The sequence below is a fragment of the Stenotrophomonas genospecies 3 genome (assembly GCF_054473855.1).
On the sequence record NZ_JBTMUR010000027.1, the window covers coordinates 1 to 17,204 of the forward strand.

A 17,204-nucleotide genomic window follows, 5' to 3' on the forward strand; every position below is an offset into this window, starting at 1 on the left:
CATGCTTGACGGTCCCTCCACCCTGGCTCCTACATACCGCGTAGGAGCCGGGAGGAACATACAAGCTTGCTCGACTGAAGCGCAGAGCAGTCGAGCAAGCTCGACTCTACAAAGAGCTAGCCGAGCATCGGCTCGGCTCTACAACATCGCGCCAAACGGGTTACAACGCGTCCGCGTCCAGCTCACCGGTACGAATACGCACCACGCTGCCCAGGTCGTACACGAACACCTTGCCGTCACCAATCTTGCCGGTGCCGGCCGCCTTCACGATGGCCTCAACCACGGCCTCAACCTGGTCATCGGTCACCGCCACTTCCAGCTTCACCTTCGGCAGGAAATCGACCACATACTCCGCGCCGCGGTACAGCTCGGTATGGCCCTTCTGGCGACCAAAGCCCTTCACTTCCGTCACCGTGATCCCGGTGACCCCACGCTCGGCCAGCGCTTCGCGCACGTCGTCGAGCTTGAACGGCTTGATCACCGCCATGACCATCTTCATCGTCTATCTCCTGTCTTCCGGCGTGGAGGATAGCGCCTGAACGCGGCCCGTGCGAAGCCGCTGCCGCCTGTCCGGGCAGTGGGTGCCAGCAGTATCCTTGTGACTGAACGGCCTGCCTGCGCCACACGCGCCGGCGTTACCCCACGGAGCACCCCATGATCGACCTGAACCAAATCGATGACCTCGCCCGTCGCCTCAGCGACCTGGTGCCGCCGGGCCTGCGCGAATCGCGCGAGGAACTGCAGGCTACCTTCAAGAGCGCGCTGCAGGCCGGCCTGGCCAAGCTCGACCTGGTCACCCGCGAGGAGTTCGAAGTGCAGCGCGCCGTGCTGCTGAAGACCCGCCAGAAGCTGGACGCGCTGGAAACCGCCGTGCGCGAACTGGAAGGGCGCGCCGCCGCAGAATGAAAAAAGGAGGCGCACCGCGCCTCCCGCTACAGAGTATTTCCCGGATGGGGCCTTGCAGCAAGGCCCACCGGGCGCCCTAGACTCGCCGGCCTGTCGATCCGGCAGGACACGCAGGGGCAGTGCCGATGGCGCAGGACACCGAATGGACACCCGTTTCGCATGACACCTGCGACCAGGTCGCCGGGCCGTTCTACCATGGCACCCGCGCTGATCTGGCGGCGGGCGAGTTGCTGAGTGCGGGCTACCGCTCCAACTATCGCGACAGTGTGGTGATGAACCACATCTACTTCACCACGATTGCCAAGGGCGCCGGGTTGGCTGCGGAGATGGCCAAGGGTGAAGGGCGACCGCGCGTGTATGTGGTGGCGCCGACCGGGCCGTTCGAGGACGATCCGAACGTGACCAACAAGAAGTTTCCCGGGAACCCGACGCGCTCGTATCGGAGTGCGCAGCCGTTGCGGGTGGTTGGGGAGATTGTGGAGTGGGAGCTCTACGACCCGGAATTCGTTCGGCAGTTGAAGGCGTTTGTTGCTTCGGGGAGTGGGGAGATCATCAATTGATGGAGGAAGACGCCGACGGGGCACGTCGGCGTCTTCCTATCAACACGCTCGTGTGGCCCTTATCCGCGAATCGTGCCACACGGCATCTCATCCTCCAGTCGTCTCATCGCGGCGACCACACCGGTATCACCTCAATCCGCAGGCTGTCCCTGGTCAGGGCAACCGATTCCGGATGAATCACCACTCCGCCCGGCTTCCCGTGTCGAACCCGCCGATTCCTTCTGCCGAGGAATCCGAAGATGCCAGCACCACCATCAGCACCTAGCTGGAGCGCATCATCGACCCAATGACGAACGCCGCAGTCAGGCCCGCCCAGGACAGTACCGCCACGACAATCAGCAACACCTTCCGACGCATCGCCTGCGCCTCATGCCGATAGGGCGCCTTGCGGTCGTACGGCCTGATCAGCCCGAACAGCTCGCCAGAGACGGTCAGCGCTCCCAGCAGCAATAGGGCAAGCATGCAGAACCCGAACAGCGTCCCAACGCCGCTCACCCGGGCGGCGTCGGTTGCGGCATCGGAATGACCGGCAAGGGCCTCGAAGAACGTCCCTACCCAGCCGGCCAACAGCCCGGCCAGGATCCCGACGAACCCCAGATGGCTGAAAAGATGCACCCAGAAGCGGGCTGGAAGTTTCATCACGAGAGGTCCTTCATCCAGTCAGAAGTAGTGGGCCGGCCACCAATTGAACACATCAACCCGCATGTGTGCCCATCAGTGCTCGAGGTGCGTCTTCAGCTCGTTGGAATCCCTTCGCAGCAGATACAGCGCAACCAGGAACGGCCACAGCGAGTTGATCGACGAGAACACGCGCTGTGTCAGCCCCCTGTAGCCCTCCGGATCCGCCCCCACCACGTTCAACCAGAGATAGACGATGCTCGCGATGCTCACCATAGCAGTCACGGCGTACGCCCTTCGGTTGGCAGACCACGCGCTCAGTTCGATGTGCGACATCGCCGGTGCAATGATGTTTGCGATACCGATGGTGTAGAAGCCGTGCATCGGATGGCCCATGGGCCAGAGCCCGTTGGTCAGCATGGAGATGCCAAAGATCATCCAGCAGATCGCGCCTACGGCAATCCGGCGGCCGGACTCCCGCCATACCCCGATGGAGAACGCCACGAAGCCCATACCGGAGCCGATAGCCGCGATCCTGCCGCAAATGCTTGCAAGCGTGGGCGCCTGCAGCAGCTCGCTGGCGTGCTGTGCAAGCGGGTTGTAGCCCGGCGCGAATACGGCGGCAACACTGGTCCAGAACAGGAACCACGGAAGCGGGACCAGACCCGCGCAGAGAAGCAGTCGGCTGCGGCGTGACACGTACAGTGGTCCTTGTTTGGCCTGCGCCAGTGGGTGGAATCCAGTCGAACGCGGCAGAACCTTCCTACTGCGGGCAGGACGATCTTGAGTAACTACAGCAGTAGTCAGATTGCGCGCGGCACTCGGTAGGTTCAATAGGCAGGAAGTCATTTAAACCATCCAGCGGGTGTCGCAGCGGTTCGGTTGCATGAGCGATCACACATGCCCGATGGGCGAGTGCTGTCGCATTTGCCGCGCCCTGCATCCTTGATGGAAGGATCTGACGACTCCGTACCAGAAGTGCCTGTACGCCTAGCCCGCCAAGGCTCTCGCCCCTTTCCGCGCTATGCGACAATGCCGAAAGCGTCTCGGGTTTTGGCGGCATTGCCCCCAACCCCTTGGCATTCCCAACTACATCGGGCAACTCTGGTACCGCCACCGAAAACGGGTGGCCGGGCCTCGAAAACCCGTTTTGCTAGATGTAGTTTGCGCTTGCCAGCCGGCATCACCTTGCGTGGTGCCGGCTGGCAATCCGTCTGCCGGCTATGGCGGGCGGGGCGTGGGGGTCTTGTACCCGCCGGCTTTGTCTAGCAACCGGTTTTCGAGCCACGCTCTGCCCGCCACCTTTATCGGTGGCAGCTTCCGCCTGCATGCACGGAGCCAGCCATGACCACACCACACTCCCCTCCCCTGCGCCCCATCCAAGAAGCGCCGTCACCCGCGCCTGCGCAGGACCCCAACAGCCTCATCGCCACCCTGCACGCCATCGGTGCCGGTGCCGCAGCCGACGGCCAGCCCTGGCCCGAGCGGCATCACCTGCGCAGCCGGCAGATGGCGTTGCCCGACGCCGACTGCGCGCTCACCGGCCAGCGCATCGTTCAGGAGATCCTGCTGGCGGCCGAACGCACGCGCCAGAACGGCGAGCCCGAGCAGTACGTGGGCGACCGGGTGATGGAGGGGCTGGTGATGGCCGATCTGGCGCTTACCGCGTTCATCCACGAACGGATACGGCCCAAGGACTGAGCGCCCGCGTGCGGTGCCTGCCGTTCTGCCTGGGTGTGGGGGTGACGAATGATGAAGTACGGCCTTGCCGCAGCGGCGGTGTGCGCCGCGATCACGGTGGCGGTGTGGATGGGGTTGCCCGAGCCAGCGGGCGATCAGGTGTGGGCCTACCAGAAGCTTCGGCCGGCCGACTACCGGCTGCTGTACAGCGATGCGCTCGGCTTCGTGACCGTGAAAGCGGATGAGGGCTTTGAACTGCACGTGCGCCATGCCGGGGAGACGTCCTTCGAGATCCGGTGCAAGGGCGTTCTGGTGATGCACGTGGAGAACGCGCCCTCGCGCGTGCTGATCCGCATGCCTGCCGATGCCCGCTGGCGTTCGCCGGATATCGAACAGCTGCGTATCAGCTTCGAGCGGTGGCTGCTTGTCCAGCAGATCGAGGGGCGGTTGCTGGTGGAGCGCGCGGGGCCATCGTGGGTTGAGGCACGGTTTGGGCGCTTGGGTGGGGCGGTGACTGATGACCAGCGCTGCGTGTTCAGGGACCCAGGTCGCCCTTGGCCGGAATCTCCCTCGTCGTTCCGTCTATCTAGCAGACCATTGCAGGCAGTGGAAGGGATGGCAGCATCATCCTCGGCATTGTTCCGACTTCCCCAAAGAATTGCGAAATTACCTGGATCATCTCTGTCAAGATAGCCTCATTCTCATCAAAGAGCATGTCGTACTCTACCGAGTTTGGCTCTGCTTCCAGAAACCACTCGGTGGTCGAAAATTGTTTGCTCAGTAGAATTATTTTCTCGAATGTGGGACTAGTCTTCAGAAGAGCAGTACAATTTTCTGTTCAAATCGATCAGTCGCGCGCACTAGGCCTGTGGGTCGGCCCATCCTGATGTAGAGCCACGCCCACTTAGCTCGATCAAGGTCTTTTCAAAGAATGCGCGTACTGATCCTTTCTGATCTGCATCTCGAAGTTTCGGGGAGCACACCTGCGTCAGCTGATTTCGCTATGCGGGGGGGCGGGACGGGGCGAGACAGCTACGGCTCGAGTTGACACCTGGAAGGAGCTGCATCTTGAAGCTGCATGCCAGCCTGACCTGTATCGAATTAAGTCAATCGCTCGGCGTGAGCTGCTCGTCTCAGCCCACCGCTCGAGTAAAGGAATTCGAGGAGGAGCTGAAGCCGCTGCGCGAGGACGTTTCGCAAGGAAGGATGGTTAGTATTTCAACGATGCAACCGAAGGCTGGATAGACCGATCGGATGGGACGATGGGGCCCTAACGTCCTTCTCTATCAGACGTGCTTACTTGTGGCTCGAACGTCCCACCTATGCGTCACGCAGGTGGCGCAGCGCTCTCACGCCTAGAGGTCGACACGACCGTGTCACCCGACTTGGCGGCATGGGAAGGGTTCAGTCAATGATAGGTCCTGCGTTGCTGCGACGGCCTCGCCAGCCCCACTCCAGGAAGCCTCTAGAGCCCCGACATGAGGGTGTCGAGGCCATATGCCGGACAAATCAGTCCGACTGCAGGCCGTGATCGCAATTAATTCATATAAATCAATAATTTAAAAAATCCCCCAGACTGAACCATACGCCCAGCCGTTCAGCCAATTTCTATGTAGAAATGGCATAATTCCCGCATCAATCTCCTTCAGAGAGCAGAGGAGCAACACCATGTCTTCCCCTACCACCTTCAAATTTGACGAGAAGCTGACTGCAACTCTAGATGAGCTCAAAGCCGCGACTGGAGCTTCGACAAAGGCGGAAATCGTCCGCAGAGCGATCGCCTTGCTTAAGGTTGTCCAAGACGCCAAGGACAGTGGCGGCGAGGTCGTCATCCGTACAGATGACGGAGCGCACGGTAAAAAGGAACGGCTTATCGTAATGCCGTAAGCCAATCCGAGGGGGCGGAATGAGCGAGAACATAGAAGCAACGCGACCGGACATCGAGTCCGTGACACTGTGGGATCTCTCCGGGGAAATGGGGGGCGCTGAGGAGGCGCTCCCTGTACAGGAGGGTTCTCTTGATCTTAGAGAAGAAATTGCCAGCGTCGGCGGCGCACAAGAGCTTCATCCCAAGGACAAGGCCAGACTGGTCATGGCTTATTGGGTTCTAGGCGCTGTATTGGTGTTGATGATCCTGTCCAGCGTTGGCTACATCTTGTTGTCAGAACATACGTCAGCTGCGGCCAAAGAGGTCTTTGACTTTTTCAAGGGCTTTGGACCACCGCTAATCACGCTGGTGCTCGGCTTCTACTTTAGAGACGCATTCGCAGGGAGCGATTCATGATTGAGCGTGCCGATGGACCGGCCGACAAGTTGCTCGGCCTCACGCTTCTCGGCGAATGGGAGGTTGTAGAGCGGATACTGCGCAACTCCACACGCAGCGGTGAGCCTAGGTCAAGTTGTTATAGGGCGCGAAATTCCACGGGAGCACTCGCTTTCGTCAAGGCATTCGATTTCTGGCACGAAGATGTCGAAAGCGACCCTCTTAGCTTGGAGAGGATGGTTCGGGAGTTCAATCATGAACGAAAGATTCATGAGATCTGTCGTGACAAGAAGCTTTCGAGAGTGACCAGAATCGTAGATGCGGCCAAGATCTTGGTAGACGGCCGAGCAGTGCACTATTTGGTTTGCGAGTACGCTCCCAAATCTTTTGCAGATGCTTTACCCCCTGGCGACGAATCGGTACCAGCTTGGGAAAGACTCGCAGCCTTGCACAAGGTTGCTGCTGGCTTGGCCCAGCTCCACGGCCTTGAAGTTGCCCATCAAGACATTAAGCCCACCAACGCAGTCCGGTATGACTGCGGAAACGTGAAGGTCACCGATCTGGGCAGCACTTCGTGCCGAACCATGCCCGCACCACACGATGACTTCAGCTTTTGCGGCCAGCCCAATTACGCTCCTTACGAGCTCCTATACGATCACGTTGGTCCTTGGGTGCAGCGCCGCTTCGGCTGCGATATGTTTCTGCTCGGCAACTTGGCCTATACATCCTTTACGGGATATTCGCTTGCCACACTTCTGACAAGCAGCCTCCCTGAGGCGCTGCGGCACACCTCCGACACGGCCGACTATCAGCTCGCACTTCCGTATCTCATTGAGAGCCACTACGAGTGGGTCCCTCTGTTCCTAGAGTCATCGGGTACTGTGCCAAAGCCCATCTTCAATCAGCTTACCGACCTGATTCTGTCAATGTGTCACCCCGACGCCACTGAGCGAGGGGTGGCACTTAACGGGCGCAACCCAAGAACTCAGTACAACATTTCACGCTGTGTTTCCGCTTTTGATCTTATGTCCCGTAAATCTCGTTTGAGGAACGCGAATGTCGGCTGAAGGAACTGCAGAGGGCGTTCTGAATGAACGCTACATGCTGCCGAGGTGGCGCTCTCCTGGCGAGTCCACAGATGAAGCAAAGGCCATCGAACCGCGCGACCAACTTCCGAGGCGTGAGGGTTGGGTTGAACACCTACTGGTCAGCTTTAGAACCAACCCTAATCCACTCACCGCGCGGGACCTTTTGGATACTGCGGAAACAGTTGGATACAAGCTTGATGACGATATCGTTCAGCAAGCTCGGCTCGCAGGCGCCGCTCCAACTAAGACAACGATGGGACCCTCGACTCGAGACTTACTCGACCAGATACCGGCAGACCAAGCGCGGATCGCATCACTCCGCGCATCATTGAGGCGTCACCCCAATCAGCCCCTCGCGTGGACGGAACTGTCACGACACTACTTGGCTCAGGGAATTACCGAAAAGTCAGAGAGAGCCATGCAGTGCGCGTTGAAGGTTGCTCCAGCGAACAGATACGTTCTGCGCTCGGCAGCAAGACTGTTTGCTCATACCGGCGATCCGGGACACGCCGTGCATGCCTTGAGAAAGAGCGGCCGATCTTCGCGCGACCCTTGGCTTCTATCCGCAGACATTGCCCTTCATAGCGTCATGGAGCGCTCTTCTTCAAGCATAAAGGCCGCCCAACGGATGCTGGAGGCGAAGGAAACTGCGCCACGTCACCTTGCTGAGCTCGCGGCGGCGGTCGGTTCATTGGAACATAAGAACGGGCGAATCAAACATGCGAAACGCCTCTTCAATCAGTCTTTAGAAGACCCAAACGAGAACTCAGTTGCACAGGCCCTTCATGTATCACAGAAGGACACTGCAATCCGTGTCCCTGATGCTCTCTTGCAAAGGCCACAGACCTATGAGGCACTCGCTCGCCACGCTTTTGCCAACAGAGAGTATGGTCGATCACTCAATCAATTAATGCAATGGCTGATTGATGAGCCATTTGATGTCAAGCCTGCAGTGGTGGGTTCTTGCTTGAGTTTTGACAGGGAGCTCGCCCCCCAAGCCATTCTGATCGCAGACAAAGGCTTGAAGTGCGATCCACACAATTCAAGCCTCTTCAACAACCGTGCTGTAGCTTTCGCGTACTGCGGAAATCTTGAAAAGTCATTCAACGATATCCAGACAGCTCTTCGTCTAGACAAGAACAGTCCCCAACTCCTAGCTACCATAGGACTTCTCGCCTACAGATCAGGTTCGGATGCGCTTGGTTTGAATTTGTACGGCACAGCAATCGCATGGCTAGTTCAGCTGAAGGAGCGAACCGCCGCCACCCGTGCATACCTTTATCTGTTGCGGGAGCGGGTCCGCACGGGTGCAACAGATGGCATCGCTGAGCTCGCCTCTGTTCGAGACGCTGTCTCGACCTGGTCCAAGCATGAGCGCGAGTCCGAAGTCCCCGGCCTTATTGATGCTGTCGAAGCGACTCGCGAGGGTCGATGGGCTGATATGGAAAGCCGCCCCCAAAAAATCGCACCACATAGCTACAAAGATGATGACCTGAAGCATCTCGGCGAGCGCATGGCAATTCCAGCAGGTGCCCTGGAGGTCTATTCCAAGATTTCGGAGGGTAGCGTGCCTAACCTCGAGACTACAGATTTGCATTCGCGCTAGACGACACCGACAACAATATGCTGTCATGCTCAACCTTCCAAACACCGTGGAGACTGAGCGGATCACAACTTAGCTGGCCCAAAAGACATACGCCCATTGTTTACAGGGTTTTCCGCATTGCCCATTGAGGAATCGACTCGTGAACAGCGCTATCAATCAGCACTGGGCTCCCCAGTTCTATCTCGAGGGATTCTCCACTGCCCCGGGGAGCGAGAAGACGTTGGTGATCGACGTGATTGCATGCAGGAAGGGCAAATACACTGCAAAACCCCGCGCGATTAGGAAGACTGCAGCATCCATTCACCTCTACTCTCACCCGCTTCCCGACGGAACCTTCGATGGCACGTCTTCCGGCGCCGGCGCCCAGGGCTGGGATGATTCAGTCGAGAAGATGCATGAAAGCATCGAGCGCGAAGCTGGAAAACTTTGGTCAAAATTTGCACGAGTCCCGTTCAACGTCGAGTTGTCTTCCGGCAGCGAGGATCGCGTACTTCTATGCATTTTTCTGGCCAACCTCCATCTTCGCAATCCCAGGATGATCTCACTGGCCGACTACGCCGCAGATCTGCCCGACTCCGGATCCGTTCCTTCCGAGGATCAGATCTACGATGCGATTCAAAGCGCGCCGCTGAACCTCGATCACACATTGGAAGGCGTCAACGCTCGCTCCAATTTTCGTGCAATTCAGCATCGAGGCATCTCAAGCGTGGCAGGAGTCTTGGACCGCCTTCAGTGGACAGTTCATGTGTTTTCAACCAAGGGAGGCGTAGGGCCACTTGTAACCAGTGACACGCCCCTGTACTGCATTAGCGCGGAAACAGGAAAAGCTACAAGCCTTAACAACCCAAAGGCAGTGGTGTTTTTCCCTCTAAATAGCAACCTGATGCTCACTGCGACTGGTCAACCGCAAGGCGGAACCAATGGCCAGGCAGTTCACGCGACAAAGCACTTAGCAGAAAAGTTCAACGAGATGACTGTCGGCTTCGCGCGTTCGGAGGCATACGCCTGTCGGCACTTTGAAAAGACGTTCAATTTCTTCCCTGAAGATCTGTAGGCCACAGCCCGAACGGCACATTCCAGCCACCGCTGTCGACATCGCCGAAACCGGCCAGCAAGTTGGCCTTGCACCGGCCGCCCCCACCTCCAAGCCCTGGGAATTGCGGCGCAGGGTGATGTTGACAATGCCCTCGATGGCATCACAATCGTATACCGAGGCCGCGCAGGCCTTGGGCTATTTGCGATTTCCTGCTTGACGCGGAGTTCGAGCCGTCTCTATTAGCGGGCTGGCGACGCCCCCCCGACTTTGAGTAGCGCGTAGTACTTGGCACCCGGGCTCACGCCGAAAGTTCTCGCTTCCCCCCAACGAACCGAGACGGAAAACGAAGCCTTGGATCGCCGCAGGGTGTCCTCTCGAGATACCCGCTCCCCCCATTGGTCGGAATCCCCCTAGTCGCATCACCTGCAAGCTCCGATGGTGTCTCGCATACTGCCGCCGCACCATCAAGCGCCTCTCTGCAGGAAACCACACATGAGCCTGGCGCTGGTCCACAGCCGCGCCCGCGCCGGGGTCGACGCCCCGCTGGTGCGGGTGGAAGTGCACCTCTCTGGCGGCCTGCCTGTCACCCAGATCGTGGGCCTGGCCGAGACCAGCGTGCGCGAGTCACGCGAGCGCGTGCGAGCCGCCCTGCTCTGCGCGCGCTTCGACTTTCCGCAGCGGCGCATCACGTTGAACCTCGCGCCCGCCGATCTACCCAAGGAAGGTGGGCGTTACGACCTGGCCATCGCGCTGGGCATTCTGGCGGCCAGTGGCCAGGTCGATCCGCAGTCGCTGCTGCAATACGAGTTCCTGGGCGAGCTGGGGCTGACCGGCGAACTGCGGCCGGTGGCCGGCGCGCTGCCGGCGGCGATTGCGGCGGCCGAAGCCGGACGCATCCTGGTGGTGCCGCCGGGCAATGCCGCAGAAGCTGCTCTGGCCGAGCACGCCGATGTGCGGGTGGCCCGTACCCTGCTGGAGTGCTGCGCCGGATTGGGCAATCCGCGCCTGCTGCCGCCCGTGGAACGCGTGGACACGACGCCATTGCCGCTGCCGGATCTGGCTGACGTGCGCGGGCAGGCGCATGCGCGGCGTGCATTGGAGGTCGCCGCTGCGGGTGGGCACCATCTGTTGCTGATCGGTAGCCCTGGCTGCGGCAAGACGCTGTTGGCTTCGCGCCTGCCCAGCCTGCTGCCGGACACCGAGGAAGCCGAGGCGCTGCAGCTGGCGGCGATTGCCTCGGTGAGTGGTGAGGGGCTGGATCCGCGGCGCTGGCGCCAGCGACCCTTTCGGGCGCCACATCACAGTGCCAGTGCGGCGGCGCTGGTGGGCGGCGGCAACCCACCCTGCCCCGGCGAAATCTCGCTGGCCCATCACGGTGTCCTTTTCCTCGATGAGCTTCCAGAGTGGAACCGCAGCGCGTTGGAAACCCTGCGCGAGCCGCTGGAATCCGGCCACATCCGCATCGCCCGCGCGGCGCGCAGCGTGCAGTATCCCGCGCGGTTCCAACTGGTGGCAGCGATGAACCCTTGCCCGTGTGGCTGGGCCGGTGACCGCAGCAACCGCTGCCTGTGCAGTGACGAGCGCATCAACCGCTATCGCGCGCGGGTATCCGGCCCGTTGCTGGACCGTATCGACCTGCATATCAGCGTGGCGCGCATGGACGCGGTGGAGCTGCGGGAGAGCACGCCGCTGGGTGAGCCCAGTGCATCGGTGCGTGAGCGGGTGGAAGCCGCGCATGCGCGGCAGCAGGTGCGTGGCGGGCTCAATGCACATCTACCGCCGGCTGCGCTGCGTGCGTGCACAAAATTGAGTGAGGCCGATCAGGATCTGCTGGAGCAGGCGATTGAGCGTCTGCAGCTGTCCGCACGGGCGATGCATCGGATTCTGCGGGTGGCGCGCACGATTGCAGATCTGGCAGGTTGCGAGGTGATCCAGACGGCGCATCTGGCTGAGGCGATTGGCTATCGGCAACTGGACCGGGGAAAGCCGGGGGTGTAACGAAGGATCACGTCAAGATGAAGGAGGCACGCCGCGTCTCGTCAAACTGCAGCCTGTTTACTGGCAGAACGCCGACGCCAAGCAGAAGCCCACGACTGTGCCGTTCCCATATCTCCGCCGGCCCTGCGGCACCAGCTTCCACGGCAAGGACTCGATACACCGGTGCGTAGTCATCCCGTTCGTCTTCGAACGGACAGTCGAGCACCCAGTGCTTTGATGCGCTATCGGTCACCAGCATCAGCCGTGGCAGGTCGTGGAATCCGCGGTACGCGAGGATGCGATATCGCCCCAGAAGAAGATCCATCGGAACTCCCTGCAGATGTGCGGGTCAGCGGCCGCGCCCGAACAATACGCCTCGCCGGGCCAGCAACGCCACCCGACGGCTGACCAGCGCGTGCAGCTCCGCCAGCTCCGACGCCCGGTCAGCCGTCATGTTCCCGCCGAACAACACCCGCGACAACGCCGCCTCGTCGCTGTCGTGCGGGTGCTGCCACCGATCCCGGTACACCTTCTGGCACACCAGCCAGGCCAGCCGCAGCCCCCCACCGGGCAACGGGCGGACCACACGCTCGTAGACGTGCCAGAACTGGTACTCGGCCTGCAGGTCGATCACAGGCGCCACGGACAGCGCCTGCCGGGGCCGTCCATGACTCCGTATGCCGAACAACGGTGATCGCGGGTTGTACTGAGCCATGCCGACAGCATGACCCAGCAACATTGTGGGAACCTTGCGTCGCCGCCAGAAAATCCCTGTTGATTGCGCAAGGCGGGTTTGTGGACGGATCTGGGCACCTGCCTGGGGACCGCCAGGTGCATCCACGCATGGCGTGGATCTACTTAGAACGCCATCGAGGTACTGAACATCAGCTGCCGGGGGGCGCTGCGCTGCAGGGTCTGGTAATCCCCCGAGAACGACGAGCCGGCGATGGTGGCGGTGCCGATGTTGTGGCGGTTGAACAGATTGCTCACGTCCAGCCGCAGCTCCAGGCCCGGCACGGCGCTGTCCGCACCGAAGCGGTAGGCGGCATAGGTGTTGACCTGCCAGAAGGTCGGCACGCGGATGTCGTTCTCGTAAGTGAAGGGCTGGCGCAGGTAGGAGGTGCTGGTGGCACCGAAGCGCCAGTCACCGAAGTGGGCGGACAGGTCGCTGACCAGCGAGATCTGCGGGTAGCCCGGCTGGGCGTTGCCCTTGATCGGGTACACCGTGTCGCCCACCACGAAATCGCTGTCGTAGTACGAACGGGCCACGGCCACGCCCTGGTAGAACTGCAGGTGGTCGGTCAGGTCGGCGGTGATGCCGAGGTCGGCGCCGATCACGTGCATCTTCGGCATCAGCCGCACCGTGTTGATCTGCGCGAACTGGGTACCAATGGCCGCCGACAGCAGGCGGTTGCGGATGTCGTTGTAGAACACGTCACCGGTGATCGTCAGCCGGTCGAAGCGATGCGACGCGCCGACGGTCAGATTCCAGTTCTTCTCCGGGCGCAGCGTGCCGGCCACGCGGTCGAACTCTTCCTGGTCGGTGATGGTCCACGCGGAGGCGGTGTAGCCAATGTTGCCGCGCTGCGCCACGCGATAGCCGTTCATGGTATTGGCCAGGTCGATGAAGGCGTCGGTGGATTCGGTCGGGCTCCAGAACAGCGAGACATGCGGCAGGAAGTTGCTCTTCGCGCGCAGCGTGCCGTTCACCGGCCGGTCCTTGGCATCGCCGAGGCCGCCGCCGCTGGTGCGGAAGTCCACGGCCTTGAAGCCGACACCCAGCTTCAGCGTGTCGTTCAACACGATGTCGTCCTGCAGGTAGAACTGGCGCGAGCGGGTCACCCAGCTCGATGCGTTGTCGGTCTTGAACGCGGGGCCGTACACATCGAACGGACCGGTGGCCTTCAGCGGTGGGCCCTCGCCCAGCAGTGGCTGCTGGTACCACTCGGTCTTGGCCGCGGCCTTGCTCTTCTCCTGCCAGAAACCGGCGGTGAAGGTGTGCGCGCCGGTCTCGAACTGCAGGTTGACCATGCCACCCAGCCGATTCACACGCGGCGTCTGCACCTGTTCGGAGAAGGGTGCGCCGTTGGGCGACGGTACGGTCGGGTCGGTCAGCGTGGCCTGGGTGTGGCTGTTGGCGTTGTACAGCTGCACGTTGCCGCTCAACGTAGGACTGATCTGGAAGCGATGGTTGATCGAGGACACGCGGTCGCGGGTGATCTGGCCGGTGTCATACGGAATCAGCTCGGACAGCTCACCGCAGGTGTAGGCGCCGCAGGATTTGTCCGCATTCTCCGGCGAGGCCACGTACCAGGCCCACGCATAATCGGGATAGAAGATGTCGGCCTTCCAGCCCAGCTTGCGGATCATGTCGAACGAAATGTTGTTGTAACCCCAGACCTTGGCCTTGCTGTCGGACAGGAACACGGTGAAGTCGCCCCAGGCAACGTCCTGCTGCAGCTTCAGGTCGCCGCGCAGGAAGTTCTGGGTGCCCTCGCCCTGGTACTTGTCGGCGGACACGCGCTGCAGGTCGACCAGCACTTTCGGGCCATGCTCGCCGAGTTGGCCGCTCTGCCCGGACACGGTGGTGACCAACGTGTTGTTGCTGCCCACGCCCTGTTTCACGCGCAGGCTGGGCGTGTCCTGCAGCTCGCGCAGGCGGTATTCCAGGCTGCCGCCGTTGACGCTGCTGGAGAACACGCTGACCGGTGCGCCACCGGGGCTGACCGTGATCGCGCCGATGCCATCGGGCACGCCCACGTTCACCACGCTGGTGCCGGTGAGCGAGAGGAAGCCGTTGTCGTTCAGTGGCACGCCTTCGAAGGTGATGCCCATTTCATTCATGCGGAAGCCGCGCACGAACAGGCTGGTAGCGGAGATGTCCAGGCCCAGCCCGTCGGTGGCGGTGTAGCTGGCGCCGGGTACCTGCTTGAGCATGGCCAGGCCGTTGTTGCCGGTGACCATCGCATCGAGGTCTTCGGCCTTGATGATGTAGCGGTTGGGGCCGACCACCTGGGTGGGTGCAACGGCCGCGCCGCGTGGCGTGGCGATGACCTGCAGCGCGTTCAAGGTGGTGGGCGTGTCATGTGCTGCGTCGTGCGATTCTGCGGCGTACGCAGGTGCGGTGATGGCCGTGATGATGGCCAGAGCGAGGCGCGTCGTGGGTGGGGTGTTCATGGGCTGATCCAGGGTGCAGGGAGAGAGCGGCGCAGGCGCACGCCCAGCACGTTGCAGCACCGGTGTCGGCGCCCTGGCTGGCGGTGCGATTGCGTTGAGGGAGTGACGGCGCGGTGCCCGCCGGTCAGCAGACGAGGACGATCATCTGCTGCGGGATTCGGTGGGGTGATTTCGACGTGCGAAATTCTTGCATCGCACAGGCGCATTCGCCATTGCGCGGTAGTACAGCGCGGATGGCGATGGGGATGGGTGGGTTATACGTGGGTATAGCCTGGGTCGGCGCATACGGTGCGCGTGTGCCACCCAAGGTTGGCACCTACCGAGGCGGACGGGACCCGGTAGAGGCCGACCTTGGTCGGCGCTTGCCGTCTGCGTGTGCCAACCAAGGTTGGCACCTACCAGGGCGGATGGGACATGGTAGAGGCCGACCTTGGTCGGCGCATACGGTGTGCGTGCGCCAACCAAGGTTGGCACCTACCAGGGCATAGGGACGCGCGGTTACTGCAGGACGAAACGCTCAATGGCGCGCGCCACGCCTTCGTCTGCATTGCTGGTGGTCTCGAACCGCGCCACCGCCTTCACCGCGTCGATGGCATTGCCCATCGCCACGCTGGTACCGGCGTACTGCAGCATGGTCAGGTCGTTCTCCTGGTCACCGATGGCCATCACGTTGGCGCGGTCGATGCCCAGGTGCTCGGCCAGCTTCTGCAGGCTCGGGCCCTTGCCAGCGCGGTGGTCGAACACTTCCAGGAAGAACGGTGCGCTCTTCAGCACCGCGAAGCGCTCGGTCAGTTCGCTGGGCAGGCGCGCGATGGCGGCATCCAGCACGTCGGGCTCGTCGATCATCATCAGCTTGATGAACGACATGGACGGGTCCATGTCTTCCACGCGGCGGTAGGACAGCGGCATCCGCGAGAGATGCGAGTCGGCCACGGTGTAGTAGCTGATGTCCTGGTTGGGCGTATACATGCGCCGGCTGTCCAGCGCCTGGAAATGCACGCCCACTTTGCGGGCTACCTGCTCGCAGAACAGGAAGTCGTCGAAGCTGAGCGGATACTCGACCACGGTTTCGCGCGTGCCGATGCGCTGCACCAGGCCGCCATTGCAGGCGATGCAGTAGTCGTCGTCGCCGGTGATGCCCAGCTCGTGCAGGAACGGCGCCAGGCCCGGAACCGGGCGACCACTGGTCAGCACGATGTGCACGCCCAGCGCGCGCGCCTGCGCGATGGTCTGCTTGGCCCGGACGGTGAGCGTGTGGCTGGGGTCCAGCAGGGTGCCATCCATATCGATGGCGACCAGTTCGATGGTCGATTGCCTGCGGCCCATGTCCATTGCGTTCAACTCGTGCGGGGCACGCCAGTTTAACCCCTCATGCCCGGTTCACCTCTTTGCCCACGTTGGCCGGGATACTGCGGGAGCCTGTGCGTCCCCCCACCGCAGGACGGCCCCTTGACCGCCCTTCCCTGGAGAACCTTGCGACGCATGACTTACCGTGCCCCCGAAACCAACGACAGCGCGCCCCTGGCCGAGCAGATCGAGCAGATGATCGACGAATTGCCCGGTGAGCAGGTCAGTATCGGCACCCTGCTCAGCGCGCTGGGCGATGAAGGCCTGCTGCTGATCGTGATCCTGCTCTCGGCCATCTTCATCATTCCGGTGTCGATTCCGGGGCTGAGTACGGTGTTTGGTGCCTCGATCCTGCTGATCGGCCTGAGCCGCGTACGCAACCGCCCGCTGTGGGTGCCGCAGAAGCTGGCGCGCCGCGAGATCGCCACCGACAAGCTGAAGGCCAACCTGGGCCGTGCGCTGAAGTGGGTGCACCGCATGGAGCGCCTGTCGCGGCCGATGCGGCTGGCGGTGATGGTGCGCTCGAAGAAGATGATGCGCCTGAACAACCTGATGCTGGTGTTCGCAACCCTGCTGCTGATGGCGCCGGCCGGGCCGATTCCGTTCAGCAATACCTTGCCGGCGCTGGCGCTGATGTCGTTCGCGATTGGCTTCATCCAGCGCGATGGTGCGGCGGTGGCGGCTGGGTACGGCTTTGTTGTGGCCACGGTGGTGTATTTCGGCGTGCTGCTGGGTGGCGTGGGGTTCGCTGCCGAATCGGTGTTCAGCGGGCTGCGCGCGGCGCCGTCGGAAGTGTAGAGCCGAGCCCTGGCTCGGCGGCTTATGGCTTTTTGTAGAGTCGAGCCATGCTCGACTGCTGCTGGCAAAAGCAGTCGAGATCCTATGTTCGTGGTCAAGCCTGCTGGAAGCAGGCTTGACCCACCTTCAGCATGGCCGGATCGAAGTC

At 61.7% G+C, this 17,204-nt stretch carries 19 protein-coding genes; 12 read left to right on the plus strand and 7 right to left on the minus strand.

Annotated features, from left to right (window positions below; genetic code table 11):
* Positions 1-160: 160 nt before the first annotated feature.
* The gene (locus tag ACX9OT_RS21360; RefSeq protein WP_005411374.1) at positions 161-499 is read right to left on the minus strand and encodes a P-II family nitrogen regulator; all 339 of its coding nucleotides are present in this window, start codon (positions 497-499) and stop codon (positions 161-163) included.
* A 155-nt stretch (positions 500-654) separates the two neighbouring features.
* Here ACX9OT_RS21360 and ubiK point away from each other — a divergent pair, with 155 nt between their 5' ends.
* Positions 655-906 (plus strand): ubiquinone biosynthesis accessory factor UbiK, encoded by a 252-nt coding sequence (ubiK, locus tag ACX9OT_RS21365; RefSeq protein ID WP_049400804.1) that lies wholly within the window; start codon positions 655-657, stop codon positions 904-906.
* A 125-nt stretch (positions 907-1,031) separates the two neighbouring features.
* Positions 1,032-1,466 (plus strand): NAD(+)--rifampin ADP-ribosyltransferase, encoded by a 435-nt coding sequence (arr, locus tag ACX9OT_RS21370; protein WP_277779409.1) that lies wholly within the window; start codon positions 1,032-1,034, stop codon positions 1,464-1,466.
* Positions 1,467-1,727: 261 nt separating this feature from the next.
* Here the strand turns inward: arr and ACX9OT_RS21375 are convergent, their stop codons facing one another.
* Both ACX9OT_RS21375 and ACX9OT_RS21380 read right to left on the minus strand, forming a co-directional pair.
* On the minus strand, positions 1,728-2,105 hold the full coding sequence (locus ACX9OT_RS21375) for a hypothetical protein (RefSeq protein WP_277779411.1): 378 nt from the start codon (positions 2,103-2,105) through the stop codon (positions 1,728-1,730).
* 75 nt (positions 2,106-2,180) lie between these two features.
* Positions 2,181-2,783 (minus strand): DUF998 domain-containing protein, encoded by a 603-nt coding sequence (locus tag ACX9OT_RS21380; protein ID WP_277779412.1) that lies wholly within the window; start codon positions 2,781-2,783, stop codon positions 2,181-2,183.
* Positions 2,784-3,428: 645 nt separating this feature from the next.
* On the opposite strand from ACX9OT_RS21380, the gene ACX9OT_RS21385 reads away from it, so the two are divergent.
* From ACX9OT_RS21385 to ACX9OT_RS21425, 9 genes are all read left to right on the plus strand, one after another.
* A complete protein-coding gene (locus ACX9OT_RS21385; protein WP_277779413.1) occupies positions 3,429-3,785 on the plus strand; it encodes a hypothetical protein in 357 nt (118 codons plus the stop codon).
* A gap of 51 nt (positions 3,786-3,836) precedes the next feature.
* The gene (locus ACX9OT_RS21390) at positions 3,837-4,457 is read left to right on the plus strand and encodes a cold-shock protein (protein ID WP_277779414.1); all 621 of its coding nucleotides are present in this window, start codon (positions 3,837-3,839) and stop codon (positions 4,455-4,457) included.
* Positions 4,458-4,832: 375 nt separating this feature from the next.
* On the plus strand, positions 4,833-5,009 hold the full coding sequence (locus tag ACX9OT_RS21395; protein WP_277779415.1) for a hypothetical protein: 177 nt from the start codon (positions 4,833-4,835) through the stop codon (positions 5,007-5,009).
* A 423-nt stretch (positions 5,010-5,432) separates the two neighbouring features.
* Positions 5,433-5,651, plus strand: coding sequence for a ribbon-helix-helix domain-containing protein (locus ACX9OT_RS21400; protein WP_277779416.1), 219 nt, complete (start codon positions 5,433-5,435; stop codon positions 5,649-5,651).
* A 19-nt stretch (positions 5,652-5,670) separates the two neighbouring features.
* Entirely contained in the window at positions 5,671-6,048 is a 378-nt protein-coding gene (locus ACX9OT_RS21405; RefSeq protein ID WP_277779418.1) for a hypothetical protein, read from the plus strand.
* Positions 6,045-7,094, plus strand: a complete 1,050-nt coding sequence (locus tag ACX9OT_RS21410; protein WP_277779419.1) for a protein kinase domain-containing protein — start codon at positions 6,045-6,047, stop codon at positions 7,092-7,094. The genes ACX9OT_RS21405 and ACX9OT_RS21410 overlap by 4 nt, the downstream gene beginning before the upstream one ends.
* The gene (locus tag ACX9OT_RS21415) at positions 7,084-8,721 is read left to right on the plus strand and encodes a hypothetical protein (protein WP_277779420.1); all 1,638 of its coding nucleotides are present in this window, start codon (positions 7,084-7,086) and stop codon (positions 8,719-8,721) included. The genes ACX9OT_RS21410 and ACX9OT_RS21415 overlap by 11 nt, the downstream gene beginning before the upstream one ends.
* A gap of 139 nt (positions 8,722-8,860) precedes the next feature.
* A complete protein-coding gene (locus ACX9OT_RS21420) occupies positions 8,861-9,775 on the plus strand; it encodes a DUF4238 domain-containing protein (protein ID WP_277779421.1) in 915 nt (304 codons plus the stop codon).
* Between the two features lie 474 nt (positions 9,776-10,249).
* A complete protein-coding gene (locus ACX9OT_RS21425) occupies positions 10,250-11,755 on the plus strand; it encodes a YifB family Mg chelatase-like AAA ATPase (protein ID WP_277779422.1) in 1,506 nt (501 codons plus the stop codon).
* 7 nt (positions 11,756-11,762) lie between these two features.
* Here ACX9OT_RS21425 and ACX9OT_RS21430 read toward each other — a convergent pair whose 3' ends face one another.
* From ACX9OT_RS21430 to yidA, 4 genes are all read right to left on the minus strand, one after another.
* On the minus strand, positions 11,763-12,059 hold the full coding sequence (locus ACX9OT_RS21430) for a hypothetical protein (RefSeq protein ID WP_032127110.1): 297 nt from the start codon (positions 12,057-12,059) through the stop codon (positions 11,763-11,765).
* Between the two features lie 24 nt (positions 12,060-12,083).
* Positions 12,084-12,473 (minus strand): hypothetical protein, encoded by a 390-nt coding sequence (locus ACX9OT_RS21435; protein WP_277779423.1) that lies wholly within the window; start codon positions 12,471-12,473, stop codon positions 12,084-12,086.
* A gap of 119 nt (positions 12,474-12,592) precedes the next feature.
* The gene (locus ACX9OT_RS21440; protein WP_277779424.1) at positions 12,593-14,911 is read right to left on the minus strand and encodes a TonB-dependent receptor; all 2,319 of its coding nucleotides are present in this window, start codon (positions 14,909-14,911) and stop codon (positions 12,593-12,595) included.
* A 498-nt stretch (positions 14,912-15,409) separates the two neighbouring features.
* Positions 15,410-16,243, minus strand: a complete 834-nt coding sequence (gene yidA, locus ACX9OT_RS21445) for a sugar-phosphatase (RefSeq protein ID WP_277779426.1) — start codon at positions 16,241-16,243, stop codon at positions 15,410-15,412.
* Between the two features lie 150 nt (positions 16,244-16,393).
* On the opposite strand from yidA, the gene ACX9OT_RS21450 reads away from it, so the two are divergent.
* The gene (locus ACX9OT_RS21450; protein WP_277779427.1) at positions 16,394-17,056 is read left to right on the plus strand and encodes an exopolysaccharide biosynthesis protein; all 663 of its coding nucleotides are present in this window, start codon (positions 16,394-16,396) and stop codon (positions 17,054-17,056) included.
* Positions 17,057-17,204: the final 148 nt, after the last annotated feature.